General features: G+C 67.4%; 21 protein-coding genes. 12 read left to right on the top strand and 9 right to left on the bottom strand.

Annotated features, from left to right (window positions below; genetic code table 11):
- Nucleotides 1–258 precede the first annotated feature (258 nt).
- On the top strand, nt 259–2,022 hold the full coding sequence (locus tag HUW53_RS16930) for an acyl-CoA dehydrogenase (protein ID WP_237346944.1): 1,764 nt from the start codon (nt 259–261) through the stop codon (nt 2,020–2,022).
- A 46-nt stretch (nt 2,023–2,068) separates the two neighbouring features.
- Nucleotides 2,069–3,721 (top strand): long-chain-fatty-acid--CoA ligase, encoded by a 1,653-nt coding sequence (locus HUW53_RS16925; RefSeq protein ID WP_237346943.1) that lies wholly within the window; start codon nt 2,069–2,071, stop codon nt 3,719–3,721.
- A gap of 43 nt (nt 3,722–3,764) precedes the next feature.
- On the opposite strand, the gene HUW53_RS16920 is transcribed toward HUW53_RS16925, so the two are convergent.
- Nucleotides 3,765–5,180 (bottom strand): hypothetical protein, encoded by a 1,416-nt coding sequence (locus HUW53_RS16920; RefSeq protein WP_237346942.1) that lies wholly within the window; start codon nt 5,178–5,180, stop codon nt 3,765–3,767.
- Between the two features lie 287 nt (nt 5,181–5,467).
- Between HUW53_RS16920 and HUW53_RS16915 the strand changes: the two genes are divergently transcribed.
- A complete protein-coding gene (locus tag HUW53_RS16915; RefSeq protein ID WP_237346941.1) occupies nt 5,468–8,050 on the top strand; it encodes a hypothetical protein in 2,583 nt (860 codons plus the stop codon).
- A gap of 4 nt (nt 8,051–8,054) precedes the next feature.
- Here HUW53_RS16915 and yidD read toward each other — a convergent pair whose 3' ends face one another.
- The gene (yidD, locus tag HUW53_RS16910; RefSeq protein WP_237346940.1) at nt 8,055–8,453 is read right to left on the bottom strand and encodes a membrane protein insertion efficiency factor YidD; all 399 of its coding nucleotides are present in this window, start codon (nt 8,451–8,453) and stop codon (nt 8,055–8,057) included.
- Nucleotides 8,440–8,898, bottom strand: coding sequence for an iron-sulfur cluster assembly scaffold protein (locus HUW53_RS16905; protein WP_237346939.1), 459 nt, complete (start codon nt 8,896–8,898; stop codon nt 8,440–8,442). Before HUW53_RS16905 ends, yidD begins: the two co-directional genes overlap by 14 nt.
- A gap of 329 nt (nt 8,899–9,227) precedes the next feature.
- On the opposite strand from HUW53_RS16905, the gene folE reads away from it, so the two are divergent.
- The 4 genes from folE (at nt 9,228) to HUW53_RS16885 (ending at nt 12,700) form a co-directional block, all read left to right on the top strand.
- The gene (folE, locus tag HUW53_RS16900) at nt 9,228–9,968 is read left to right on the top strand and encodes a GTP cyclohydrolase I FolE (RefSeq protein WP_237346938.1); all 741 of its coding nucleotides are present in this window, start codon (nt 9,228–9,230) and stop codon (nt 9,966–9,968) included.
- 72 nt (nt 9,969–10,040) lie between these two features.
- Nucleotides 10,041–10,517 carry a phosphoribosyl-AMP cyclohydrolase gene (hisI, locus tag HUW53_RS16895; RefSeq protein ID WP_237346937.1) on the top strand — a complete coding sequence of 159 codons (477 nt, stop codon included), beginning with the start codon at nt 10,041–10,043 and terminating at the stop codon, nt 10,515–10,517.
- A 408-nt stretch (nt 10,518–10,925) separates the two neighbouring features.
- Nucleotides 10,926–11,999 carry a patatin-like phospholipase family protein gene (locus tag HUW53_RS16890; protein ID WP_237346936.1) on the top strand — a complete coding sequence of 358 codons (1,074 nt, stop codon included), beginning with the start codon at nt 10,926–10,928 and terminating at the stop codon, nt 11,997–11,999.
- An 80-nt stretch (nt 12,000–12,079) separates the two neighbouring features.
- Nucleotides 12,080–12,700 carry a flavin reductase family protein gene (locus tag HUW53_RS16885; RefSeq protein ID WP_237346935.1) on the top strand — a complete coding sequence of 207 codons (621 nt, stop codon included), beginning with the start codon at nt 12,080–12,082 and terminating at the stop codon, nt 12,698–12,700.
- Nucleotides 12,701–12,706: 6 nt separating this feature from the next.
- On the opposite strand, the gene HUW53_RS16880 is transcribed toward HUW53_RS16885, so the two are convergent.
- The 3 genes from HUW53_RS16880 to HUW53_RS16870 form a co-directional block, all read right to left on the bottom strand.
- The gene (locus HUW53_RS16880) at nt 12,707–13,822 is read right to left on the bottom strand and encodes an alginate O-acetyltransferase AlgX-related protein (RefSeq protein WP_237346934.1); all 1,116 of its coding nucleotides are present in this window, start codon (nt 13,820–13,822) and stop codon (nt 12,707–12,709) included.
- 13 nt (nt 13,823–13,835) lie between these two features.
- The gene (locus HUW53_RS16875) at nt 13,836–15,254 is read right to left on the bottom strand and encodes an MBOAT family O-acyltransferase (protein ID WP_237346933.1); all 1,419 of its coding nucleotides are present in this window, start codon (nt 15,252–15,254) and stop codon (nt 13,836–13,838) included.
- A 121-nt stretch (nt 15,255–15,375) separates the two neighbouring features.
- The gene (locus HUW53_RS16870; RefSeq protein ID WP_237346932.1) at nt 15,376–16,158 is read right to left on the bottom strand and encodes an NAD kinase; all 783 of its coding nucleotides are present in this window, start codon (nt 16,156–16,158) and stop codon (nt 15,376–15,378) included.
- Nucleotides 16,159–16,287: 129 nt separating this feature from the next.
- Between HUW53_RS16870 and cutA the strand changes: the two genes are divergently transcribed.
- The 3 genes from cutA to HUW53_RS16855 all read left to right on the top strand — a co-directional run bounded on the left by cutA (nt 16,288) and on the right by HUW53_RS16855 (nt 17,724).
- Nucleotides 16,288–16,614 (top strand): divalent-cation tolerance protein CutA, encoded by a 327-nt coding sequence (gene cutA, locus HUW53_RS16865; protein WP_237346931.1) that lies wholly within the window; start codon nt 16,288–16,290, stop codon nt 16,612–16,614.
- 88 nt (nt 16,615–16,702) lie between these two features.
- A complete protein-coding gene (locus tag HUW53_RS16860) occupies nt 16,703–16,975 on the top strand; it encodes a hypothetical protein (protein WP_237346930.1) in 273 nt (90 codons plus the stop codon).
- Nucleotides 16,972–17,724: an autotransporter outer membrane beta-barrel domain-containing protein gene (locus HUW53_RS16855; protein WP_237346929.1), complete on the top strand. Its 753-nt coding sequence runs from the start codon at nt 16,972–16,974 to the stop codon at nt 17,722–17,724. Before HUW53_RS16860 ends, HUW53_RS16855 begins: the two co-directional genes overlap by 4 nt.
- Before the next feature lie 146 nt (nt 17,725–17,870).
- Here HUW53_RS16855 and HUW53_RS16850 read toward each other — a convergent pair whose 3' ends face one another.
- From HUW53_RS16850 to HUW53_RS16840, 3 genes are all read right to left on the bottom strand, one after another.
- Nucleotides 17,871–18,866, bottom strand: coding sequence for an MBL fold metallo-hydrolase (locus tag HUW53_RS16850; RefSeq protein ID WP_237346928.1), 996 nt, complete (start codon nt 18,864–18,866; stop codon nt 17,871–17,873).
- A 162-nt stretch (nt 18,867–19,028) separates the two neighbouring features.
- Nucleotides 19,029–20,039, bottom strand: coding sequence for an amino acid ABC transporter substrate-binding protein (locus tag HUW53_RS16845; RefSeq protein WP_237346927.1), 1,011 nt, complete (start codon nt 20,037–20,039; stop codon nt 19,029–19,031).
- A gap of 43 nt (nt 20,040–20,082) precedes the next feature.
- Entirely contained in the window at nt 20,083–20,715 is a 633-nt protein-coding gene (locus tag HUW53_RS16840) for a L,D-transpeptidase (protein ID WP_237346926.1), read from the bottom strand.
- Between the two features lie 373 nt (nt 20,716–21,088).
- Between HUW53_RS16840 and thrS the strand changes: the two genes are divergently transcribed.
- Nucleotides 21,089–23,065: a threonine--tRNA ligase gene (thrS, locus tag HUW53_RS16835; protein WP_237346925.1), complete on the top strand. Its 1,977-nt coding sequence runs from the start codon at nt 21,089–21,091 to the stop codon at nt 23,063–23,065.
- 264 nt (nt 23,066–23,329) lie between these two features.
- A complete protein-coding gene (locus tag HUW53_RS16830; protein ID WP_237346924.1) occupies nt 23,330–24,202 on the top strand; it encodes an outer membrane protein in 873 nt (290 codons plus the stop codon).
- Nucleotides 24,203–24,217 lie beyond the last annotated feature (15 nt).

Raw genomic sequence — 24,217 nt, 5'->3', positions numbered from 1 at the left:
ATGGTCCCGCCCCCTTCCCTTAACCCGCCGCGCCGCCACGGCAAACACCGGCGCGCCGCCATGTGCCCCGCTGCGGCACGAATGCCGTCACCCGCCCCTTGCGGAATGTAACAATCGTTTGATACAGATTGCGAGAGCGGAGTTGACCGGACATGGCGAAATCTCTGGCTGGGCCATCCGAGGCCCCCGGCGGGCCATCCCACGGCAGGGACGGCCGGCGCATCCGCATGCGACCTCTTGAATACGAAGGATCTGCCGATGGCCGCCTATGTTCCGCCCGTCGATGATGTCGCCTTCCTGCTGGGCCGGGTGTTCGGCTTCGATCAGGCCATGGCGGATCTGCCCGGCTATGAGGAGGTCAACACCGACCTTGCCGTGAGCGTGCTGGAGGAAGGTGGCAAGTTCTGCGCGGGCGTGCTCGAACCCCTCAATCGCACCGGCGACGAGGAAGGCTGCACCCTCACGGATGGCCGCGTCACGACGCCGAAAGGCGTGGCGGAGGCCTATCGCGCCTTCGTGGAGGCCGGGTGGTGCAGCCTTTCCGGCGATCCGGAATACGGTGGCCAGGGCCTGCCACGGGTGCTCCAGATCCTGCTCGACGAGATGCTGTCGTCGGCGAACCTGTCGTTCGGCCTGTTCCCCGGCCTCACCCGAGGCGCGGTGGAGGCCCTCGGCCATCACGCCAGCGCCGAGCTGAAGGCCACTTACCTGCCGAAGATGATTTCCGGCGAATGGACCGGCGCCATGGCCCTCACCGAGGCCTCGGCCGGCACCGACCTCGGCCTGCTCACCGCCCGCGCGGTGCCCAATGGCGACGGTTCCTTCGCCATCACCGGCACCAAGATCTTCATCTCCTCCGGCGACCAAGACTTCGGCGGCAACGTCGTCCATCTGGTGCTCGCCCGCCTGCCCGACGCGCCCAAGGGCGTGAAAGGCATCAGCCTGTTCCTCGCGCCGAAAATCCTGGTGGAGGCGGACGGCACCCTCGGCGCGCGCAACCGCATGAGCGTGGGCGCGCTGGAGCACAAGATGGGCATCCATGCCCAGCCCACCTGTGTCATGAATTATGACGGCGCCACCGGCTGGCTGGTGGGCGAACCCGGCCGTGGGCTGAACGCCATGTTCACCATGATGAATGCCGAGCGCCTGTTCGTCGGCATCCAAGGCCTCGGAATCGCGGAAGCGGCCAATCAGAAGGCCGTCGCCTATGCCCGCGAGCGGCTCCAGGGCCATGGCGCCGATGGCACCGCCGGGCCGGTTCCCATCATCTCCCATCCGGACGTGCGCAAGATGCTGCTGAAGGGCCGCGCCTTCGCCGAAGCCGCCCGCGCGCTCGCGGTGTGGACCGCGCTTCAGATGGACATCGCCGTCCACCACCCCGACGCCGACACGCGCCGCGAGGCCGACGCCCTGGTGGCCCTCATGACGCCGGTGGTGAAGGCGGCCTTCACCGATTTCGGCTTCGAGACCGCCGTGGCCTCCCAGCAGGTGTTCGGCGGCCACGGCTACATCCGCGAATGGGGCATGGAACAATATGTCCGCGACGCCCGCATCGCGCAGATCTACGAGGGCACCAACGGCGTGCAGGCCATGGACCTCGTCGGCCGCAAGCTCGGCCTCGACGGGGGCAAGGTGCCGGCGCGCTTCTTCGCCCTGGTCAAGGCCGACCTCGATGCCGCCCTCCCCATCGTCGGCGCGGATCTGGTGACGCCGGCCGCCGACGCCCTGGCGCGGCTCGAAGGCGCCACCGCGCGGCTCTCGACGCAGGGTGGCGCCATCGAGGCCGGCGCGGCGGCGACCGATTACCTGCGCCTGTTCGCCCTGGTTTCGTTCGGCTGGATGTGGGTGCGCATGGCCGCCGCCGCGGCCGACATGGGGGAAGCCGCGCCCCCCGCCGCCGCGCGCAAGACCGCGCTGGCCCGCTTCTTCATGGCGCGCATGCTGCCGGAGACGCTGGGCCTCGACGCCGCGCTCGGCCACGGCGCATCCTCGCTCATGGCGCTCCCGGCCGACGCCTTCTGAACCCCGCCGGAAAACGCCCAACAGAATGGCTTCAAAGGAGGAAACGATGCTCGGAACGATGATGGATGTGCCTTTGCTGCTTTCGTCGATCCTGCGCCATGCGGAGGCCTACCATGCCGATGGCGAGGTGGTGTCGGCGGCGGTGGAGGGTGGCCTTCACCGCACCACCTATGGCGCGGTGGCCCAGCGCAGCCGAAAGCTCGCCAATGCCCTTGCCCGGCTCGGGCTTCAGTCGGGGGACCGGGTCGGCACCCTGGCGTGGAACGGCTACCGGCATGTGGAGCTTTATTTCGGCGTGTCCGGCTCCGGGCTGGTCTGCCACACCATCAACCCGCGCCTGTTCCGCGAGCAGATCGCCTATATCATCCGCCATGCCGGCGACAGCGTGCTGTTCTTCGACCTCACCTTCCTGCCCATCGTCGAGGAACTGGCGGGCGAATTGAAGGACCTGAAGGCGATCGTCGCCATGACGGACGAGGCCCACATGCCGCAGTCCGCCGCCCTGCCCGGCCTTCTGTGCTACGAAACCCTCATCGCCGATGAGCCGGACACCTTCGAGTGGCCCGCACTGGACGAGAATACCGCCTCCAGCCTGTGCTACACCTCGGGCACCACGGGTGATCCCAAGGGCGTGCTCTACAGCCACCGCTCGTGCGTGCTGCACGCCATGGCGGTGTGCATGCCGGATGCGTTCGGCTTCTCATCGGCCGACGTCATCGCGCCCATCGTGCCCATGTTCCATGTGAACGCCTGGGGCCTGCCCTTTGTCGGCGCCATGGTGGGGGCCAAGCTGGTGCTGCCCGGCGCCCATCTCGACGGCGCCAGCCTCCACACGCTGTTCGAGGGCGAGGGCGTGACCTTCACGGCCGGCGTACCCACCGTCTGGCTCGGCCTGCTCGACTGGATGGACACCCACGGGCGCGGCTTCACCTCGCTCAAGCGGGTCGTGATCGGCGGATCGGCGACGCCGCCCATCATGATCAGCCGCTTTCACAACATGGGCGTGAAGGTGCGCCACGCCTGGGGCATGACGGAGACGAGCCCGGTGGGCCTGTCCGCCGCCCTGAAGCCCAAGCACGAGGCGCTTGATCCCGAGGCCAAGCTCGCCCTCGAATGCAAGCAGGGCCGCCCCCTGTTCGGCATGGAGTTCCTCGTCGCCGGGGCAGACGGCAAGCCGGTGCCGCGCGACGGCAAAAGCTTCGGCGCCATGCTGGTGCGCGGGCCCTGGGTCGCCGCCTCCTATTTCAACACGCCCCACAGCTCCGCCCACGAGGAGCATCCGGGCTGGTTCAACACCGGCGACGTGGTCACCCAGGACGCTGACGGCTTCATCCAGATCGTCGATCGCACCAAGGACGTGGTGAAATCCGGCGGCGAATGGATCTCTTCCATCGAGCTTGAGAACATCGCCCAGGCCCATCCGGCGATCCAGGAAGCGGCAATCGTGGCCAAGCCCGATCCGCGCTGGGGCGAACGCCCGGTGCTGGTGGCGGTGCTGAAGCCCGGCGCCAGCTTCACCCGCGCCGACATGCGCGCCCATTACGAGGGCAAGATCTCAAAGTGGAGCATGCCCGATGAAGTGGTGATCGTGTCCGAGCTGCCCCATACCGCCACCGGAAAGCTCTCCAAGAAGGCGGTGCGGCAGATCATCCTGGAGCAGATCACCAGCACCGGCCCCGACGACGCCTTCACCCGCTGAGGCGCGGCCCCGTAGCCGGTCCGCCCTTCAAGGGCGAGCCGGCTCAGGCGCCGGTGCTCACCAGCGGCAGATCCGCGCCCGGCAGGCGGAACCGCTCCGCCACCAGCCGCGCCATCATGTTGGCGTCGGGATTGTCGGGGCCATAGGGTCCGTGGGGCTCGCCCGCGTCCCACAGCAGCGAATAAAGCCAGAGCCCGCCGGCCTTGAGGCGGATGGCGGCATTGGCGAAATCGATCACATCCGTCAGCGACCGCTTCACGTCCCCATGCCACGCCGGGCCGGAGCGCAGGCCCAGAAACACCTGAGCATCGGGGAAATGGTACTGGTAGGCCTCCAGCGCCCGCGCCGGATCGTATCCGGGCTTCTCGTCGAACGACATGATGTTGATGATGTCGATGGCGGCGCGCGCCTTGGGGTCGCGGGCAAGAGCCGCCACATAGCCGTGGTTCCAGCCCACCGGCGCCTGCCGCGCGAACGGGCCGAAATAGGCCCCCGTATTGTAGGCGTCGAAGGCAAGGCGGAATTTCGGGCGCGGAAACTTGTCGCGGAAGGCCTTGATGACGCGCACCAGCTCGCCGTCCGTATAGCACCACACGTCGCGGTTCGCCTTGACGAGGCAATGCTTGTCGCCGTCCATGGAGGAGGCCACGCACTCATAGTCCACGTCGATGTCGCGAATGCCCATCTGCTCCAGGAACAGCGCCAGCGCGCGGAAGTGGGTGCCGTTCATGCCGGCCCACCCCTCGCGGTTGTAGGGCTCGAAACCGAGCGGCCCGCCCTGTTGCACCGCGAGCGCGACACGGATGCCGGGGCGCCGCAGCCGCAGCAGGTCGAGCGCGTTCTTGAGCTGGTGGCCCGTGCCCTGGAACTGAAGGCCGGTGGTGGCGAAGACGTTGTCGTCGAGGCCCTCGTAGGTCACCTGGGGACGGGCGAAGCACAGGGTGACCGTCGAGACATAGGGCGGCAAATTCGTCAGATAGAAGCGCTCGGGATAGGCCGGATCGGGCTTTTCGTACCAGGAATCCCAATGCACATGGAATTCCTGCCCTGACGGCTCGGGAACCGACATCTTGCCCGCAAGGCTGAGGGCAAGGCTCCCGCCGGCGCCCATCGAAAGCTGCCCGGAGGTGATATCCAGAACCTCGCCATAGGCGAGGGTCGCCGCATCCAGCTTGAGATCGCTCCCCACCGCGCCGGTGAGCACCAAGCTCCCGTCACCCGAGACCAGGCGGAAGGTTTCGGCAGGGCCGGCGCGCCGCACCGTGCCGAACCACAGGCCCGACACCTGCTGCGCGCCGCCACCGATGGCCTTGAAGGGCACCAGCGGCAGCCGCACCCGCGCCATCACCGGCGCGCCCGCCGCCGCGGGTCCGATAAGGTCCATGGTGCCGAGGGCAAAGCGCGCCGTCACCGAAGCGGCGTCGGAAACCGCTCCGCCACTGACTACCGAGATCGTCACGTCCCTTCCTCCGGTTTCCGCGCGCTCCCCTGGGCGAAGACCGGGGCAAGCATAGGCAACCCCAACCGGGCCGGGCAAGGGAACTGGCGACGGACCGGGCCGCCGTCGCCAGTTCACGCCACCTGGCGCCCCGCTTATTGAGTTGCACTTCGTTCTATCACTCGCAAAAATGGATTTGAGTTGCTATTCTCGCCATGTTCCGGCGGCGCCGGCGCGGGTCCATGCGGGAGGTCCGATCGCACATGGGAACATCGCCTGACCATCCGCCGCCGGATCCCCAAAAGGCCGTGCCGTCCGCTGCCGATGCCGACCGGTGGGGGCAGGATGATGCCGGGGCGCCGCCACTGGTCCGCGCCATCGTGCAACTCTGGTCGCGCGTCCTGGACCTTGGCCTAGTGCTTTGGGTCGTGCGTATTCCCCTGCTCAGCGTCGCCATCGGCCTGCTGCTGATGCTCGGTGTCACCCAGGCTCAGGACACGCTGGTGGACGTGGCCATGGCGGGCCCGCAGCTGGTGGAGAAGCCGGGTCTGTCCCTCGCTCTCGGCAAGCTCATCCTGGCCATCTTCCTTCTATGGGCGATCCCGGTGCATTTCGCGGCCCGGCTGCTGCTGGACACCGACGACGGCATCGCCGCCCTGGCGACACGGCGCGACCAGGCGGCGGCCCGGCAGGCCGCGATCGCGGAGCACGGCCCGGCGTCGCGAGACACGGCCGGCGCGGGCGCCATCCCGTCCCAGGCCGGAGCCGCCCCGCAGGCGCTGGCGCAGTCCACCCCGCACGCCCCTGGCGATGCTTGGACCGGATTCGTCATCCGGCAGGTGCCGCGGCTGCTGGGCGCGCTGACGTTCGTGGCCTTCGCCATCGGCGCCGAACAGGCCATCGTCAACCTGCCCACCCTCACCGACACGTCCGTCACGCAGGCCGCGCAGGCGCAGCTCCATGTGATCGCGGTGGCGATGCTGGTGGCCGTTCCGTTCTTCTTCCTTTACTCCGCAGCCCGCGGCCGGCTCGCTCTGTCCGGACCGGTCCGCGCCGCCACGGCCGCCCTGGACCGGCTCTGCGCCGGCCCGTTCCGGTGGTTGGCCATCGCTCCGCGCCGCAATGATCCCAGTGGCGCGCTGCACGCCACCGGCCGCCTGCTGCTGCTCACCTATGCGGCCGGCGTCATCATCATCCTCATTGCCAACCCGTTGTGGCTGGCCCGGCAGCTCCCCCTCACCCTGGCGGTGCCCCTGATCCTCGGGGCCTGGGTGCCGATTCTGTCCTATCTCAGCTCCATCGGCCGGCGCCTCCACTTTCCCTTTGTCACGGCGGCGCTGGCACTTGGGATCGTGGGGGTCTACCTGTTCGGCGACAATCACAAGGTCCGCACGCTCCTCGCCAACGAACCGGCATATCGCCGCACCACCCTCGACACAGCGGTGTACCTCTGGATGCGCGCCAACGGATGCGCACAGGCCCCCGCGACCTGCCCGCGGCCGATCATCGTGGTTGCCGCCGGAGGGGCCAGCCGGGCCGGCTTCTTCACCGCCAGCGTCGTCGGTCATTTCCTGGACGTGGCGCAGCATCGGGAGGGCTACACGCTGACCCGCGCCGACGGCAGGACGCTGGTGCGCGGCCCGCTGGACGACGGGCGCATCAGCCCACCGGCCGCCGATGCCCTTGCCAATGCGGATATCGCGGATCGCATCTTCGCCATTTCCGGGGTTTCGGGCGGAGCTTACGGCGCCGCCGTCACCGCCGCGGCGTTGGGCAGCCGCAACGGCCGCGCCTCCCCCTGCGCCGGCGCCGCCCCGCCTTACTGGTTCGGCGCCCGCATCACCACCTGGCAGGATTGCCTGGAGAGCCTCACCGCCGGCGACTACCTCACCGCCAGCTTCTTCGGCCTCGCTTTCCACGATCAGGTGCAGCTCTACCTGGAAGATCGCGCCGCCCTGCTCGAACAAAGCTGGGAGAACCGCTTTGCCCAGATCGCCACCGAAGGCGACCGCGCGACGCCGCAGCGGCTGTCCCAGCCCCTGCTGACGGCCGAACGCGATCCCGCCGTCTGGGTGCCGTTCCTGGTGCTGAACGGAACCTCGGTGGAAACCGGGCAGCGGATCGTCACCACCGACCTGATGCCGACCCACGCGCCCAAACGTCCCTGCCCGAGCGGCGGAGATCGGCCCGAATGCCCGATCTTCACCCACGCCATCGACTTCCATGGCTTCCTGCATGGGAGTCTCGACGTGCGCCTGTCCACCGCCGCGTCGAATTCCGCGCGCTTCCCGCTGATCTCGCCGCCCGGCTCGATCCTTCAGGGGGAAGGGGACATCGCGGACCGCATCGTGGATGGCGGCTATTTTGAGAATTTCGGAGTGGAAAGCGCCCTGGAGCTGGCCCAGGCGATGGCGGAGGTGGAGCCGCGGCTCGCGCCGTTCATCCTCGTCATCTCCAACGATCCCCAAAGCACCCTGACCGAGGAACGCACCGCCCGCGGCGTCGTGGTGCCCGATGGGTCGGAACAGGTCTGGCTCCCGGAATTGACCGGCCCGCTGAGTTCCATCGGCGCCGTCCGCAGCGGTCGCGGTCGCCTGGCCGTCGCCGCCACCAACCAGTGGCTGAACGAACGCTTCGGCGCCGGCTGTCCCACCAACCTCGCCCATATCCGGGTGTGGCCGGAGGCGCTCGACGGCACCTGCCCGATCGGCGCCGAGAAGCCGAAGGCGATTCGCGATGTCTCCATGAGCTGGTGGCTGTCGAAGCCGGTGCAGATGAACCTGCGCAAGCAATTGGAGCACAGCAGCGATCGCTGCAACAACGACAAGGCTGTCCGCGCCGTCTGGGCCGCCCTTGCCACACCCTCTTCGGCCTGCGGGATTCAGCCGTGAGGCCTCAGTCTTCGCGCACCGGCTCCGCCTTGAACCGCCACCGACCATAGCGCCATGGCGCGTACCAGCGCCCCGCGGCCGGAAGGGCCTTGGGCACCGGATCGTAGCCGTGGCCTCCCCAGGGATGGCAGCGGCACACGCGTGCGGTCGCCATGAACAGGCCCGGCCACGCCCCGTGCCGGGAGATGGCTTCATCCGCGTATTCGGAGCATGTCGGCAGATAGCGGCACTGCCGTCCCATGAAAGACGACAGGGTGTAACGATACAGCAGGATCGGCACCCGCAGCAGCAGGCGTGGAGCCCTGCCAACCAAACGCGCGCCCCGCCGCGCGGAAGATTCCGGCTTGGACCACGGCAGCGCGTCGAGGGGGCTGCCGTCCGACGGCCCGTCACTCGGCGGCATGGTTCGCCTCGGCGGCTCGCGCCTGCTCGATCTGGTCGATGCAATCCACCACCGCGTCGAAGGTGAGCAGGGTGGACGCGTGGCGCGCCTTGTAGTCGCGGATGGGCTCCAGCACCTTGAATGCGTCGAACGCGCCGTCGGGCGGCGGACCGTTCTCCTTCAGCATCTTCGTCACGGTCTGGCGCAAGGCCCGCAGGTCCGCCGCCTTCGCTCCCACCACATGGCGGGCCATGAGCGAGGACGAGGCCTGCCCCAAGGCGCAGGCGCGGACCTCATGGGCGAACGCGGTCACGGTGTCGCCCTCCATGGCCAGATCCACGACGACGGTCGAGCCACACAGGCGCGAATGGGCCTTGGCCGTCGCCTGCGGCGCCTCCAGGCGGCCGAGGCGCGGAATTTCCGCCGCCAGGGCCAGAATGCGGGCATTGTAGATATCGTTGATCATGGCTCGAACCCGCCAGCCGCGCCGGCCTTGAACGCAAATGTGATCCCTGCGCCGTGCCGACGCAGGACCCCCTCGCTTATATAGCGCTGCGTCGGACGCCGGTAAGTCCCCCGCTGTCATGCAAGCGTCACCGCTTGCGCCGCGGCGCGAGCGGCCCCATGATGGAGCTTGGCCTGGAACCGCTCCAGGCTGGAGGGTACGGACGGCATGGCCGCCGCCGCGAGGCGGGGCGCGGTTGAAGAGGCAGCCGCGCATGCGTAGCCGACGACCGGTGACACTCCCGCCATCCGGCATTCAGCCACGGCGGGTCGAACGGAGTTGTGTACGTCATGGACGCGGTGGTGAAGTTGTTCAAGGCGCAGGCGGAACACGAGGAGCGCCAGCGTCAGGCCCAGGCCGCCAAAGACGCCTCCAGGCACGCCCGCAAGGCACAGGCGGCCGACGACGGCCAGCCGGCTCCGCGCGTGGCATTTCCGCCCCTGGCCGACGGCAGCCCGCGCCCGTCCCGGACGGAAGCCGAAGCCGCGGTGCGCACCCTGCTCGCCTATATGGGGGAAGACCCCGCGCGCGAAGGCCTGCTCGACACGCCCAAGCGCGTCATCAAGGCCTATGACGAGCTGTTCGCCGGCTACCGCGAGGGCGGCGACGAGATGCTCGATCGCACCTTCGGCGAGATCGGCTCGTTCGACGACATGGTGCTGGTGAAGGACATCCCTTTCTATTCCCACTGCGAGCACCACATGGTGCCGTTCTACGGCAAGGCCCATGTGGCCTATTTCCCGGTGGAGCGGGTGGTGGGCCTGTCGAAGATCGCGCGGGTGGTGGACACCTTCGCCAAGCGCCTGCAGACCCAGGAACACCTGACCTCGCAGATCGTCACCACCCTCGACGAGGGGCTGCATCCGCGCGGCGTGGCGGTGATGATCGAGGCCGAGCACATGTGCATGTCCATGCGCGGCATCACCAAGGCGGGGGTTACCACCCTCACCAGCCAGTTCACCGGCGTGTTCCGCGATGATCCGGCCGAGCAGGTGCGCTTCATGACCATGGTGCGCGCCAGCAAGGCCTAGTCGCCACTCCGCCTTTCGCCTGAACCGGGGCCGCGCCGCAAGGGGCGGCCCGACTGCTTGAAGAGCCTTGCCATGACCTCGTCCCCCGCGCCTTTCGCCGCCCCCGCCTCGGGCGCGGCGCTGGAGGAAGGCACGCAGCTCACCCCCCGGTTCGACGCGAACGGCCTCATCACCTGCGTGGCCGTGGACGCGCACACCGGCGAGGTGCTGATGCTCGCCCATATGAATGGGGACGCTCTCGCGCTCACCATGGCCACCGGCGAGGCCCATTACTTCAGCCGCTCCCGCGGCAAGCTCTGGAAGAAGGGCGAAAGCTCCGGCCACACCCAGAAGGTGCTGGAGATGCGCGTGGATTGCGATCAGGACGCGGTCGTCATCAAGGTCGAGATGGGCGGCACCGGCGCCGCCTGCCACACCGGCCGCCGCTCCTGCTTCTATCGCACGGTGCCCCTGGGCGCAGCGCCCGGCCCCGACACCAAGCTCGGCTTCACCGGCGACACGCCGCGCTTCGACCCCGCCGCCGTCTACGGCAAGCCGCACGACCACTGAACGCGGGCGGCTTGCCCGCCGGCGCGCGCCCGTCCCTCGTCTCCGTCTGCGCGGTTCAAGGCCTTGCGGAGCCGGGCCGCCGCGCCTTCGCCGGGCACGGCATCCGGCACCGCCGGACAATGGCGCGGACGCCCGGAACGGCGCGCCTCTCCCCATCCGTCCCTCCGGCCCCGGCGGCGGCCTCTCCCCATCCGGCGCCGTACCGGCGATCGCCATCCACCACCGGCCGACGACGCGCCACGGCTCCAAGTCCGCCATGACGCAGCGTTATTCTGCGTCATGGCCACGGTTCCGACATGCGCCCGTAGCATTGTGTCGCCAATAGAGGGGTGCGCCGGAACCGGCGTGGCGGTGGGGCATTGCTACTGCAAAGCACGCGTATGGATGCGCACGCTCAGCGAGGCGACCATGTTTCATCCCTTTCATCGACGCACCGATCCCGCCCTCGACCCGATCGAGCCCAAGCTCGACATCCCGCAGGTCGCCGAGGCTGACATGACCGCTGCGCCGATGCGTCCCGATCTCGACGCCGCACCGCCGCCCCCCAAGACGCCGGACCACCGTCCGGCCTTGGGGCTCGCCCTGGGGGGAGGCGCCGCGCGCGGCTTCGCCCACATCGGCATTCTGCGGGTGCTGGAGAAAAACGGCATCCGGCCGCGCGTCATTGCCGGCACCTCCATCGGCGCGGTGGTCGGCGGGCTGTGGGCCTGCGGCAAGCTCGACGCGCTTGAGGATTGGGCCCTCGGCCTCACCAAGAGGCGGGTGGTGGGCATGCTCGATTTCGCGCTCGGCGGGGCTGGCCTCATCGGCGGCCGTCGGCTGGTGGATCTCATGCGCGAGAAGGTCGGCGATGTCGCCATTGAAGATCTGCCGGTGGTGTTTGGCGCCATCGCCACCGAGCTTGGCACCGGGCATGAGATCTGGCTCACCCGCGGCGATTTCGTGGAAGCCCTGCGCGCATCCTATGCGCTGCCCGGTATCTTCACACCGGTCAATGTGGGCGGACGCTGGCTCATGGACGGGGCTCTGGTGAATCCGGTGCCGGTCTCCCCGGCGCGCGCGCTCGGGGCGCGGCTGGTGCTCGCCGTCAATCTCAATTCGGATGTGTTCGGACGCGGCACCGTGGTGCACGATCACGGCGGGGTGGTCGGCCATGTGGCGGATGTCGCCATCGCCGGCAAGCGCCGGACGCTGATGTCGCGCCTCAGTCCCGACCGGCTGCGCCGCCGGTTCTTCACCGCCCCGGCCGATGACGGTCCGCGCGGCCTGTCCACCGTGATGATCGACGCCTTCAACATCACCCAGGACCGGATCGCCCGCTCGCGCCTCGCCGGCGACCCGCCGGACCTGACGGTTTCGCCCAAGCTCGCCTCCATCGGCCTGTTCGATTTCCAGCGCGCGCGAGAGGCGATCGCGGCCGGCGCCGAGGCCGCCGAACGCAGCCTCGACGACATCGCCGCCGCCGTCGCCGCGCTGAAATAGCCGGATACCCGTGACGGCCCGGCCGCGGAGCGCTATCGAGGTCCTGCCCCACCGCCCTTCGTCACCTCGGGAGGCCCCCCATGTTCTACGAGCCCGGCAGGACACCCCACGGCCTGCCCCACAACCCGCTGAAGGCCATCGTCTCGCCCCGTCCCATCGGCTGGATCTCCTCGCTGGCCGCGGACGGCACGGCCAACCTTGCGCCCTACTCCTTCTTCAACATGGTGAGCGAGACCCCACCCCTCGTCATGTTCACCTCCCTCGGACGCAAGGACAGCGTAGCGAACATCGAGGCCACGGGCGCATTCGTTTGCAATCTCGCCACCCTCGACCTCATCGACCTGGTCAACGCCTCATCGACCCCGCTGCCGGCGGACGAGAGCGAGTTCGCGGCGTTCGGCATCGCCACCGCGCCGTCACGCCTCGTGGAGCCGCCACGGGTGGCCGCCAGCCCCTGCGCGCTCGAATGCGTCTATGTGGAAACCCTCCGTCCACGCGGGCGCGACGGACGGGAAACGAACAGTCACATGGTCATCGGCGAGGTGATCGGCGTCCACATCGCCGACGAGGCGCTGGTGGACGGCCGGCTGGACATCGCCCGCCTCCATGTGCTCGCGCGCTGCGGCTATCTCGATTATGCGCCGGTGGACCGGCTGGTGGCGCGCCCGCGCCCCAAGGCCGAGCCGCGCGCGACCGACTGAACGCGCTCAGCGCCCACCCGTCGCCTTCGGCCCGTCCTTGGAGGGCAGGCAGGGGATGCCCCGCTCGGTGGGCGCGTAGATGAGAAGGTCCGGCTTGAACCGCTCCACATCGGCGAAATCGAAGCGGCAGCGGCGGTGGTGGATCCAGGCATAAGCGGACGACCGCGAGGCCAGGAGCCCCTTCCAATAGCCCTGGGTGAACGAATCGCCGATGACCATGATGCGCGGCCCGGGATGACCGGTCTCGAACACCTGCGGCACGAACGGATCGCGCGGCGAGACCGGCGCGATCACACCGGTGAGCGGCGTCAATCCCGGCTGCGACGCCATCGGTCCCTTGATCTTATAGCCGATGTCCGGCTTCTCCGGCTTGGTGAGACCCGCCATGCGCACGAGATCCCCTTCGTCGCGCACCACCGCATCGCCAAGGGCGTCCACCGGAGCCGCCTTCAGGTCCGGCCGCCCGAGCGCATCCATGGCGGCATTGAAGGCGAGGAGCGCGCCGCGCTCGTTCCAATGGGTGTCGATGCGGCGATAAACCGGCCCGTCGGTCTTGGCTTGCGCCATCAGCGGCCTCAGATCCAGGACCGGCACGCCCCGCGCCTTCAGATCGCCGACGAACAAATCGTATTCGGTGGGCGCGTGCTTGAGGGCGCGGGCATAGGCCGGCAGCAGCTCGAAATTCACCGTCTGGGAATTGGGCGGCGACATCACCAGGAAGCGGCCGCCACGCGCCTGCATCATCTTGTCGAGCCGCTCCGCCACGTCGGCCGCCGCGGCGATGGCGTCCGGCCGCAGCACCTGACCCAGGGACTGTTCCAGCGCCTGGTCTTCCTTGAGGAACAGTGCCCCGTCTTCGCCCTTCAGCACCCGGCTCTCGCCGGAGCCGATCCAGCGACCATATTGCGCATGGGCCGCAAGCACAGCGCCACGGAAGCCGAACACGTTGTTGATGTAAGGATCGAGCCGGGCCGCCGCGTTGGTCCACCAGCGCGCTTCCGGGGCGGCAACCGAGCGGAGCGGCGCCGGCAGATCCGGCGCGAACAAGCCGATGGTGGGCAGGCACAGCACGGCCACCACGAAGATCGCCCAATAGCGGCGGAATTTCATCAAAAGGGGCATCGCCGTCCTCCCCTCAGAACCGGAAATAGAGGAAGGGGCTGTAGGCCGCCGCCCCCACCGAGAGCACGCACAGGATGAACAGGACGGCGGTCACCGTCGTGTCCACGAGGCCGTAAAGCGCGCGACGCACCCGCTCCGGCAGCCGGCGCCCGCCCGGACGCGGCAACCCGAACATGGCCAGCGGCCACCCGATAATCATCACCACGATGGTCGCCATCCGCAATTCGGACGACAAGGCCACCGAAAGCTCGCCGATGCCGTTGAGGCCGGCAAGGCCCCTAAAAAACGCCAGCGCCTGCGGCAGGCTGTCGGCCCGGAACCAGACCCAGCCGGTGAGCACCACCAGGAGCGTGTAGGCGTGCGCGGCCACGCGCGGCACCTTCTGCAGGAGCGCGCCGAAGCGCGTGCGCTCCAGCACCAGGAACGAGCCGTGGTGCACGCCCCAGATGACGAAATTCCAGCTCGCCCCATGCCAGAGCCCGCACAGCAGGAAGACGGTCCACAGATTGATGGCTGTGTTCAGATGGCCCCGCCGGTTACCGCCGAGGGGGATGTAGACATAGTCGCGAAACCAGCTCGACAGGCTCATGTGCCAGCGGCGCCAGAAATCGCCGATGGACAGCGCCCCATAGGGCAGGTTGAAGTTGCGCGGAAACTTCAAGCCCATGGCGAGCGCGAGGCCGATGGCCATATTGGAATAGCCGCCGAAGTCGAAATAGATCTGCAGCGCATAGGCGACGATGCCGAGCCACGCTTCCGCAAGGTTGGGGCTGGCGGTCTGGTCGAATACCGCCGCCACCACCGGCGCCACCTCGTCGGCGATCAGCACCTTCCAGCTGAGGCCGATGATGAAGATGCGCAGGCCCGCCGACACGCGCCCCAGCGTGGTTCGCCGATCATGGATGCGCCGCGTGATGGTGGAATAGCGCACGATGGGGCCCGCCACCAATTGCGGGAACATGGTGATGTAGACCGCGATCTCCTCCAGCCGGCCATTGGCCTTCACCCGCCGGCGGTAGACGTCCACCAGATAGGAAATGGCGTGGAAGGTGAAGAAGGAGATGCCGAGCGGCAGCTTTGGATGGATCACCGGCACCGCCAGGCCCAAGGGCGACAGCGCCACATTCAGGTTTTCCGCGAAGAAACCCAGGTATTTGAAGCCGATGAGACCGGCCAGATTGGCGGCCACCGCCCAGCCCAGCGCCCGCAGCCGGGTGCGGTCCGGCTGCGCGTCGATGATCTGCGCGAAGATGAAATTCGCGACGATGGAGACCGCCAGCACGGCAACATTCGCGAGCCCGCCCCACGCATAGAACACCAGCGAGAAGACGAGCAGGACGAGATTGCGCAGCCTCACGCCCCTTGCTCCGAAATAACAGAGCAGGAACGCCGGCAGGAAATAGTAAAGGAAGGTGACGGAGGAAAAGACCATCGGCAGGCGCGCGCGAAGAAATGGGTTAGCGCGCCGCGCGTGGGCAACGGCTCATGTCACCGCCCCACACCGCTCTTCGACACTTATTCTTCACGCGAACCGCCCTCCGCCCTAGGGGAAACTAATACACGAACTGCTCACGCAGAATGCGTTCTTCCAAGCCGTGGTCCGGATCGAACAGCATGTCGATGGACGACGACGTATCGAGCCGCGCCGAGACGGCGACGATGTCCCGCACCTCGTAGTGGTCCGCCGCCGCGCTCACCGGTCGCTTGTCCGCCTCCAGCACCGCAATGTCGATGCGCGCCTTGTCCGGCACCAGGGCACCGCGCCAGCGGCGGGGCCGGAACGGCGAGATGGGGGTGATGGCGAGCAGCGCCGTGCCGAGCGGCAGGATCGGCCCGTGGGCCGAGAGATTATAGGCCGTGGAGCCCGCCGGGGTGGCGATGATGACGCCGTCGCAGATAAGCTGGTCGAGCCGTACCTTGCCGTCGATCGAAATCCGCAGCTTGGCGGCCTGGTAGGTCTGGCGCAACAGCGAGACCTCGTTGATGGCCGGCGCGCGGTGGCGCGTCCCGTTGCAATCCATGGCCTCCATCGTGAGCGGATGGATCTTCACATGCTGGGCGGCGGCAAGCCGCTCCACCAAGGCATCTTCCCGGAAGGTGTTCATCAGGAAGCCGACCGAACCGCGATGCATGCCATAGATGGGCAGGCCCCGGTCGCGAAAGCGGTGCAGGGTCTGGAGCATGAGTCCGTCGCCGCCGAGGGCGACGATCACGTCCGCGTCGGCCTCGTCGACCCCGCCATAGCGCACGGACAACCGCTCGCGCGCGGCTTCGGCTTCGGGTGTCTCATTGGAAACGAAGGCAATCTTGGCCAGGGACGGAGAAGAAGTGTTCATCAGGACGGTCGCGCCCGCTGATCCATGTCGCCGCGCAAGGGAACAGCGCTCGGCCTTCGTAGCCCCACGCTGAAGGCTTGTCGAGGTGCCGCACCGCCGTCATCATCACGCAACCGCGAGACACCCCCCATGGCTCTCAAGCTCATCTACACCACGCTCCCCTCCCGCACCGTGGCCGAGGAAGTGGCCACCCGCCTCGTCGAGGCGCGCCTCGCGGCATGCGGCAACATCCTGCCGGCGCATCTGGCCATATATGAGTGGGAGGGCGGCATCGCGCGGACGGAGGAAGTGATTCTCCTCCTGAAAACGACGGACGACCGGGCCACGGCGCTCATGGACCGCCTGCGCGCGGACCATCCCTACGACGTTCCCGCCATTCTGGTGCTGCCCGTGGAGGCCGCGGATACCGCATTTGCGACCTGGGTGGCCGAGCAGACCGCCCATCCGGTCGAATAACGGCATCCAACCGCCGTGGGGCGCGGGGTCATTTAAAGCCAGCCCATCACGGTAGCCGGACCGGAGTGGAGAAAGAGGGCGGAAAGACATGGGCGGAGTGACCGCCATGGAGATGCAGATGATGACCGGCGCCATGGTGCTGGTGACCCATTGGGCCTCTATGATGCCCTACGATCCGGACACCTTCCCGCTACCCTTGCCACGCGTGGTGCCGAGCAACGCTGCCCGCCCATGGGCCTGGACCCAGAGCACCCCCTGGCGCCTCTTCAGCCCCAGCCTGTTCGGTACCGCCGCGCCCGGCCGCCTCGTCATCACCGATTACAGGAGCGGCTATTTCGGGGCCGCGGCATCGGCTCGATGACGCCCGAGGGCAAGGTGTTGCTCAGCACCCTGCCCGATGCCAGCCCCATCCTGACCAACCTCTATGGCGATGTGAGCGGCAATGCCACCGATGCCGAGATGCTGATGGGGGGTCTACGACTCAAGCGGCACCTGGACCGCGTGGTGGCGCCCAATGTGCGGCTGGGCGGCCTGTTTTCTTATTCCGACACCTCTATTTCCAGCAACGCGGTTCGGGCGCCTGGCAGCCTCGATGTGTCGAGCTACGCCCTCGGGCTCTATGGCAGCTCTGCGGCCCTGCCGAACCTGTCCGTCGATGCGCAGATCGACGGAGCCTTCAACGCCAACGCAGCAAGCCGGCTGGTGGGCATCGTCGGCGCCACCGCCTCGGCGGACTATGACAGCTATACCTTCCACGCCGGCGGCGGCCTGCGCCAGAGTCTGAATGTCGCGCCCGACCTCGTTCTACAGCCGCTGGCACGGCTCGATGATGCGCGGGTGGACGCCCAGTCCTACACCGAGACCGGTGCCGGAGCGCTGGACCTCGCCGTAACCGGACAATCCTACCAGGAATTGATGCTCACCGGCGGCCTGCGCGGCACGTACACCCTGCCGATGCCGCCGATCTCACGGCATATGCGGGCGTCGGCTACAACATGCTCGACACCGGCGCGCAGGTCAGCGCGTCCTTCATGGGGGGCGGCGGCAGCTTCGTCACGGAGGGGGCGGACCTTTCCCCCTGGCTGTTCAGCGCCGGCGTGGCGCTGGTGAGCACCAGGCTCGCCACCTTCGACATGCGCCTGGACTACGATCTCCAGGCCAGCCCGTCCGGCTTTCTCAACCAGATGGGTCGCTCAACCTGCGCATGCGGCTATAGCCCGCAAGCGTGGCCCGCACGCCACTCCACGGGACAATGCTCAGGGCACCGGGTTCCACATCACCGGAACGTAGCGATAGCCCTCGCCCTCCCGGGCGAGATGGGCGGCACCCGGAAAGGGGAAATGATAGCCGGCAACATTCATGCGGTCGGCGACAAGGCGATCATAGGTGCGCCGGCGCACCTCGGCCGCCTTCACGCCATCCATGTCGAGCATCACCTGCCACGAGGGATTCGCCACGAACAGGGCCGGAATATTGGTGATATCCGATTGGATGAAGAGCGCATCCGCCCCCGATCCCAGCTCGAAGGAGGTATGTCCGGGCGTGTGGCCCGGCGTTCCGACGCTGACGAGGCCGGGCGCGATCTCCTTGTTCCAGGCATAGCGCTCCACCTTGCCGTCGAGCGGCTTGAATACCCGCCGCACGTTCTGGAAATTGCCCTTGAGGCGGTCCGGCGCGCGGCTCGCCTCGCCGTCGTCCATCCAGAACGACCATTCGGCTTCCGGCACGAACACCCGCGCATTCGGGAAGGCGGGCGTGCCTTCCGCGGTGAGGAGGCCGTTGATGTGATCGCCGTGGAAATGGGAGATCACCACCTGATCGATGCTCTCGGGCGCAACGCCGATGGCCGCCAGCGTCGGGGCCAGAAGCCCCACCGGCCCCTGCCCCGGGCCGTTGCCGGTATCGACCAGAAGGCGCCGCCGGCCGGTTTCGATCAGCAGCACGGTGAAGGGAATGGAGATCTGGTCCGGCGGCAGGAAGGCCGCCGCGAGCGCGTCGTTCACCGCCTCCCCGGAGGCATTGCGCACGAAGCCCTGAGGCATGGGGAAGGTGCGGACACCATCGCTGATGGCCGTCACCCGTGCTTCCCCGACCTTGTAGCGATAGGCGCCGGGGATCGGCGAGGCCGCCGGGCCGGCGGGTGTCGCGGCGTCCTGCGCGGCGGCGGGCGAGGTCATCGTCGTTGCCAGAAGCCCGGTGACCGTGGCACCGGCCGCCCCGGCAACGAGGGCGCGTCGCGACAATTCAATCATGGATCGTCATTCCCCCAAGCCTTCGCCCCGCAGGACCGGACTTGCATCATGGCGCGGGGCGCGCGCAGCATAGTCGGGCCGTCCGAAAGGGTCGATGCCGCAAAGGAAAGGCGCCGCTCACATGCCTGCGAGCGGCGCCTTCGATCGGTCAGCGGGAGCAGATCAGCGGATCGGCGGGGCGTACTGGATGCCGCCCATGCTCCACAGCTGGTTGATGCCGCGCGGAATGCCCAGCTTCGAGGCCGCGCCCACGTTGCGCTCATAGCTTTCGCCGTAATTGCCGACGGCCTTCACCACCAGCACCACGAAATCGTTCGGCAGGCCGAGGGATGCCCCGTTGTCGCCCTCCACGCCCAGAAGACGCTTCACGTCCGGCTTCTGGGACTTCAGGGCCTCAGCCATATTGGAGGAGGTCACGCCCAGTTCCTCGGCATTGAGCATGCCGTAAAGCACCCACTTCACGACGTTGAACCACTGGTCGTCGCCCTGGCGGACCACCGGGCCGAGGGGCTCCTTGGAGATCACGTCGGGCAGAACGATATGATCGGCGGGCTTGGCCATGTTGAGGCGCAGCGCATAAAGCTGCGACACGTCGGTGGTGAGGGTGTCGCACTTGCCCTCTTCATAGGCCTTCACCAGCGCCGCCGAGTCGGGCAACGTGATCAGCTCCAGCTCCATCCCGTTGGACTTGAAGTATTCGGCGGTGGCTCCGGCCGCCGTGGTGCCGGCCTGCACGCACACCTTGGACTTGTCCAGCTCCAGGGCTGACGTGATCTTGCGCGAATCGCGCACCAGGAAGCCCTGACCGTCGTAATAGGAGATGCCGGCGAACAGCAGCCCGAGCTTGCCTTCGCGGTCCAGAGTCCAGGTGGAGTTGCGCGAAAGCAGGTCCACCTCGCCCTTCTGCAGGGCGGGGAAGCGCTCGTCCGCCGTCAGCGGCACGAACTTCACCTTCTCGCCGCTGCCGAGCACGGCGGCGGCGACGGCGCGGCACAGGTCCACGTCGAAGCCGGTCCATTGCCCCTTGGCGTCGGGAGCGGAGAAGCCGGGCAGGCCCTTGGAAACCCCGCAGACGAGCTCGCCGCGGTCCTTCACGCTCTTCAGGGTCTGCGCCGACGCGCCGGTGGCGGCAAGCGCGGCCACGCCGGCCAGAACGGCCAGTAACTTCTTCATGAATGCCCCCGGTTCAGGAGAAGAGAAAAGGATAAGGCCCCCCTCAGAGGGTGGCCTGCTGACGCACGATGACCTTGGTGCCCACCGGCACGCGCTGATAAAGGTCGATAATGTCGGAGTTCACGAGGCGGAAGCAGCCCGAGGACACAGCATAACCGATGGTCTGCGGCTGATTGGTGCCATGGATGCGGTAGACCGTGCCGCCGATATAGAGCGCGCGGGCCCCCATGGGGTTACCCGGACCGCCGGCCATGAAGCGCGGCAGATAGGGCTGGCGCTCGATCATCTCCACCGGCGGGCGCCAATCGGGCCATTCGGCCTTGCGCACGATATTCTTCAGGCCCGACCACTGGAAGCCGTCGCGACCCACGCCGATGCCGTAGCGCATGGCGCGGTTGTTGCCTTCCACCAGATAGAGGAAGCGTTCGTTGGTGCTGATGATGATGGTGCCCGGCGCTTCGGTGGTCCGGAAATACACCGGCTGGCGGCGGAACGCCGGATCGAGCTGCGCCTCGTCGTCCTCCGGCGGCACGAGGCCCGGCTGATCGCCGATGTCCATGGTCGCGCCGGGCGTGCCGCGCGGCGCCGTCTGTGCCTGAGTTGCGCCGACACCGGCCAGAAGGCCGACCTGAAGCAGCGCGGCGAAGGTCAAGGTCTTGAACGTCGAGGAAATCATGCCCGCCTCATCTGTCGCGTCCCATCGGAGCGCATGTTTTCACCGGGTTCGGCTAAAACTGGCTTAACGCCCGCCGCGCCCTCTCCCGCACGCCCCCGTTCGCGCCATGCCGGCCCGCTCGGCCGCAACGCCGATACATGCGGCAGGCACAACCCTCATCCCCGTATTTCGATTAGCTGAGCCGGACCGGATGCGAAAGGGGGAGAGCCCCCCGCGCAGCGCCGCTTTTCGATCACAAGCGCCTCATCGCCGGGCCCCGCTACCCCCGCGCATCTCCATCTGGACGGCCCGCCCCCTTCCCCCTTAAAAGGTGCGCCCCATATGGGAAATGAGCCTACCTGCGTGGTCCGCAGGAGTGGGCAGGAGGAGTGACATGATTTCGTTGACCTTTCCCGATGGTGCCCAGCGCGCCTACGCCGCGGGAACCTCCGGCGCCGACATCGCCGCCCAGATCTCCAAATCCCTGGCCAAGAAGGCGATCGCCGTCACCCTGGACGGTCAGCTTGCCGACCTTGCCGAGCCCATCAGCCGCGATGCGAAGATCGAGATCGTTACCCGCGACGATCCGCGCGCGCTGGAGATGATCCGCCACGACTGCGCGCATGTGCTCGCGGAAGCCGTGCAATCCATCTGGCCCGGCACCCAGGTCACCATCGGCCCGGTCATCGAGAACGGCTTCTATTACGATTTCGCCCGCAACGAGCCCTTCACCACCGAAGACCTGCCGGTGATCGAGGCCAAGATGCGCGAGATCATCGCCCGCGACCGCCCCTTCACCAAGGAAGTGTGGACCCGCGACGAGGCCAAGCGCGTCTTCGGCGAGATGGGCGAGAATTACAAGGTCGAGCTGGTAAACGCCATTCCCGCCGACCAGGACGTGAAGATCTACAAGCAGGGCGAGTGGTTCGACCTCTGCCGCGGCCCGCATTTGCCCTCCACCGGCAAGATCGGCAACGCCTTCAAGCTGATGAAGGTGGCGGGCGCCTATTGGCGCGGCGATTCGAACAATCCCATGCTGACCCGCATCTACGGCACCGCCTGGCAGGACGAAAAGGAACTCGCCGCCTACATCCACCGCCTGGAGGAAGCCGAGAAGCGCGACCATCGCCGGCTCGGCCGGGAGATGGACCTGTTCCACTTCCAGGAGGAAGGCCCCGGCACCGTCTTCTGGCACCCCAAGGGCTGGACCCTGTTCCAGGAACTCGTCGCCTATATGCGCCGCCGGCTGAAGGCCGACTACCAGGAAGTGAACGCCCCCCAGGTGCTGGACGCCGAGCTGTGGCAGACCTCCGGTCACTGGGGCTGGTACAGGGAGAACATGTTCAAGGTCCAGTCCGCCGGTGACGACACCAAGGACGAGCGCGTGTTCGCGCTGAAGCCCATGAACTGCCCCGGTCATGTGCAGATCTTCAAGCACGGCCTGAAGAGCTACCGCGACCTGCCCATGCGCCTTGCCGAGTTCGGCGCGGTGCACCGCTACGAGCCTTCCGGCGCGCTGCACGGGCTGATGCGGGTGCGCGGCTTCACCCAGGACGACGCCCACATCTTCTGCACCGAGGAGCAGATGGCGGCCGAGTGCCTGAAGATCAACGACCTGATCCTCTCCACCTATGCCGACTTCGGCTTCGAGGAGATCATCGTGAAGCTCTCCACGCGTCCGGACAAGCGCGTGGGCTCGGACGCGGTGTGGGATCACGCCGAAGACGTGATGACCCGCGTGCTGAAGCAGATCGAGGCGGCGTCCGGCGGGCGCATCAAGACCGGCATCCTGCCGGGCGAAGGCGCCTTCTACGGGCCGAAGTTCGAATATACCCTGCGCGACGCCATCGGCCGCGAGTGGCAGTGCGGCACCACGCAGGTGGACTTCAACCTGCCGGAGCGCTTCGGCGCCTTCTATGTGGATGCCGACGGCCAAAAGAAGACGCCGGTGATGATCCACCGCGCCATCTGCGGCTCCATGGAGCGCTTCACCGGCATCCTGATCGAGCATTTCGCCGGCCACTTCCCGCTGTGGCTGGCACCGACGCAGGTTGTGGTGGCCACCATCACCTCCGACGCCGATGCCTATGCCGAAGAGGTGGTGGCCAAGCTCAAGGCGGCCGGCCTGCGGGCCGAGATCGACCTGCGCAACGAGAAGATCAATCTCAAGGTGCGAGAGCACTCCCTGGCCAAGGTGCCGGTGCTGCTGGTGGCCGGCAAGAAGGAGGCGGCCGAGCGCACGCTATCCATCCGGCGCCTCGGCTCCAACGCCCAGGAGAGCGGCAGCCTCGACGCGGTGATCGCCGCCCTGACCGAGGAAGCCGTGCCGCCGGACCTGAAGCGCAAGGCGCTCGCCGCCGCTGCGGCCTGATCTCGATACCATCACTTCTTGGAAAAAGCCCCGAAGCACCGCTTCTGGGCTTTTTTTACCTGCCGAAATACGACCCCCGCGGCCACCTCCATTGGAGGAGCATTCACTTTTGTTTACGCTTGCCCTTGATCTGGGGCACTCGACAAGATTCGGCTCAGAGCGTTGCGAAGGCACAACCGTAGGCGCTCCCACCTGTCGGGCGGCTTTTGCGAGCGATCCTCTGTCCGATGCGCCTTGTCTGGGTGGCGGCAAGGGATAAAGCAGATGAATACGTGGATCCGGACCGGTCTTCTCACGGGCGCGATGCTCTGGGGCGGCGCCCATGCGGCGCAGGCCCAGGTCGCCGCCACCGGCGTGCCGCAGAAGGGTTTCTTCGTCGGTGCCGGCGGCAGCGTAAATTTCTCGACCTTCACCAACCAGGATGTGTTCGCCCAAGGCCTGTCGCAGATCTATTCCGGCGACACCCTGGTAGCGCGCGGCGAGGCGGGAGGCTCCACCTCGCCAGACCTTTCGGGACAGACAGATTTCGCGCCCATGGTGCAGCTTGGCTATTACGAGCGCTTCTCGGGCAGCAACTGGCTATGGGGGGCAAAATTCACCTATAATTACTTGAACGCGTCCTCCAGCCAGGAGAATTTTCTGATCCCCCAGGCCGGCTATTACACCGGTGAGGTCAGCGGCGTGCTCGCGGGCAATGTCTATGCCCGCAGCTCCACCATGAAGGCAACGAACCAGTTCGCCCTGGTCCCGTTCCTCGGCTATGCCTTCGACAAGAGTTTCGTTTATTTCGGTGGCGGACCAACCCTTACCCAGATCAAGCAGGAACTGAACGGCCTCGTCGGCTTCGCGAGCCTATTCGGCGATCGTCTGGATCTGACCGGCGCACCCGTGAGCTTCAGCAGCACCAATTGGGTTTGGGGCGGTACCGTTTCGACGGGCGTCACGTATTTCCTCGCGCCCGACTGGTTCGTGGACCTGAACTACACCTATACCATGTCCACCACCAAGACGAACCGCTTCGCGGCGCCGTTCGATACCCTCCATGACGGCTTGACCTTCACCGGCGTCGCCCTCGGCACCTATTCGGGAACCACCGATGTGCAGGCGGTGATGGTGAGCATCAACAAGCTGTTCTGACACCGTGCCCGCCGC

The sequence above is a fragment of the Xanthobacter agilis genome, assembly GCF_021730435.1.
GTDB lineage: Bacteria > Pseudomonadota > Alphaproteobacteria > Rhizobiales > Xanthobacteraceae > Xanthobacter > Xanthobacter agilis.
This window is presented reverse-complemented; position numbering and strand designations above follow the sequence as displayed.

Coding starts and splice junctions, on each gene's coding strand:
- HUW53_RS16845 (WP_237346927.1), bottom strand. CDS start 20,039: ATGAAGAAGTTACTGGCCGTTCTGGCCGGCGTGGCCGCGCTTGCCGCC.
- HUW53_RS16855 (WP_237346929.1), top strand. CDS start 16,972: ATGACGCCCGAGGGCAAGGTGTTGCTCAGCACCCTGCCCGATGCCAGC.
- HUW53_RS16930 (WP_237346944.1), top strand. CDS start 259: ATGGCCGCCTATGTTCCGCCCGTCGATGATGTCGCCTTCCTGCTGGGC.
- HUW53_RS16860 (WP_237346930.1), top strand. CDS start 16,703: ATGGGCGGAGTGACCGCCATGGAGATGCAGATGATGACCGGCGCCATG.
- cutA (WP_237346931.1), top strand. CDS start 16,288: ATGGCTCTCAAGCTCATCTACACCACGCTCCCCTCCCGCACCGTGGCC.
- HUW53_RS16850 (WP_237346928.1), bottom strand. CDS start 18,866: ATGATTGAATTGTCGCGACGCGCCCTCGTTGCCGGGGCGGCCGGTGCC.
- HUW53_RS16880 (WP_237346934.1), bottom strand. CDS start 13,822: ATGCCCCTTTTGATGAAATTCCGCCGCTATTGGGCGATCTTCGTGGTG.
- yidD (WP_237346940.1), bottom strand. CDS start 8,453: ATGCCGCCGAGTGACGGGCCGTCGGACGGCAGCCCCCTCGACGCGCTG.
- HUW53_RS16830 (WP_237346924.1), top strand. CDS start 23,330: ATGAATACGTGGATCCGGACCGGTCTTCTCACGGGCGCGATGCTCTGG.
- HUW53_RS16875 (WP_237346933.1), bottom strand. CDS start 15,254: ATGGTCTTTTCCTCCGTCACCTTCCTTTACTATTTCCTGCCGGCGTTC.
- hisI (WP_237346937.1), top strand. CDS start 10,041: ATGACCTCGTCCCCCGCGCCTTTCGCCGCCCCCGCCTCGGGCGCGGCG.
- thrS (WP_237346925.1), top strand. CDS start 21,089: ATGATTTCGTTGACCTTTCCCGATGGTGCCCAGCGCGCCTACGCCGCG.
- HUW53_RS16885 (WP_237346935.1), top strand. CDS start 12,080: ATGTTCTACGAGCCCGGCAGGACACCCCACGGCCTGCCCCACAACCCG.
- HUW53_RS16840 (WP_237346926.1), bottom strand. CDS start 20,715: ATGATTTCCTCGACGTTCAAGACCTTGACCTTCGCCGCGCTGCTTCAG.
- HUW53_RS16905 (WP_237346939.1), bottom strand. CDS start 8,898: ATGATCAACGATATCTACAATGCCCGCATTCTGGCCCTGGCGGCGGAA.
- folE (WP_237346938.1), top strand. CDS start 9,228: ATGGACGCGGTGGTGAAGTTGTTCAAGGCGCAGGCGGAACACGAGGAG.
- HUW53_RS16925 (WP_237346943.1), top strand. CDS start 2,069: ATGCTCGGAACGATGATGGATGTGCCTTTGCTGCTTTCGTCGATCCTG.
- HUW53_RS16870 (WP_237346932.1), bottom strand. CDS start 16,158: ATGAACACTTCTTCTCCGTCCCTGGCCAAGATTGCCTTCGTTTCCAAT.
- HUW53_RS16890 (WP_237346936.1), top strand. CDS start 10,926: ATGTTTCATCCCTTTCATCGACGCACCGATCCCGCCCTCGACCCGATC.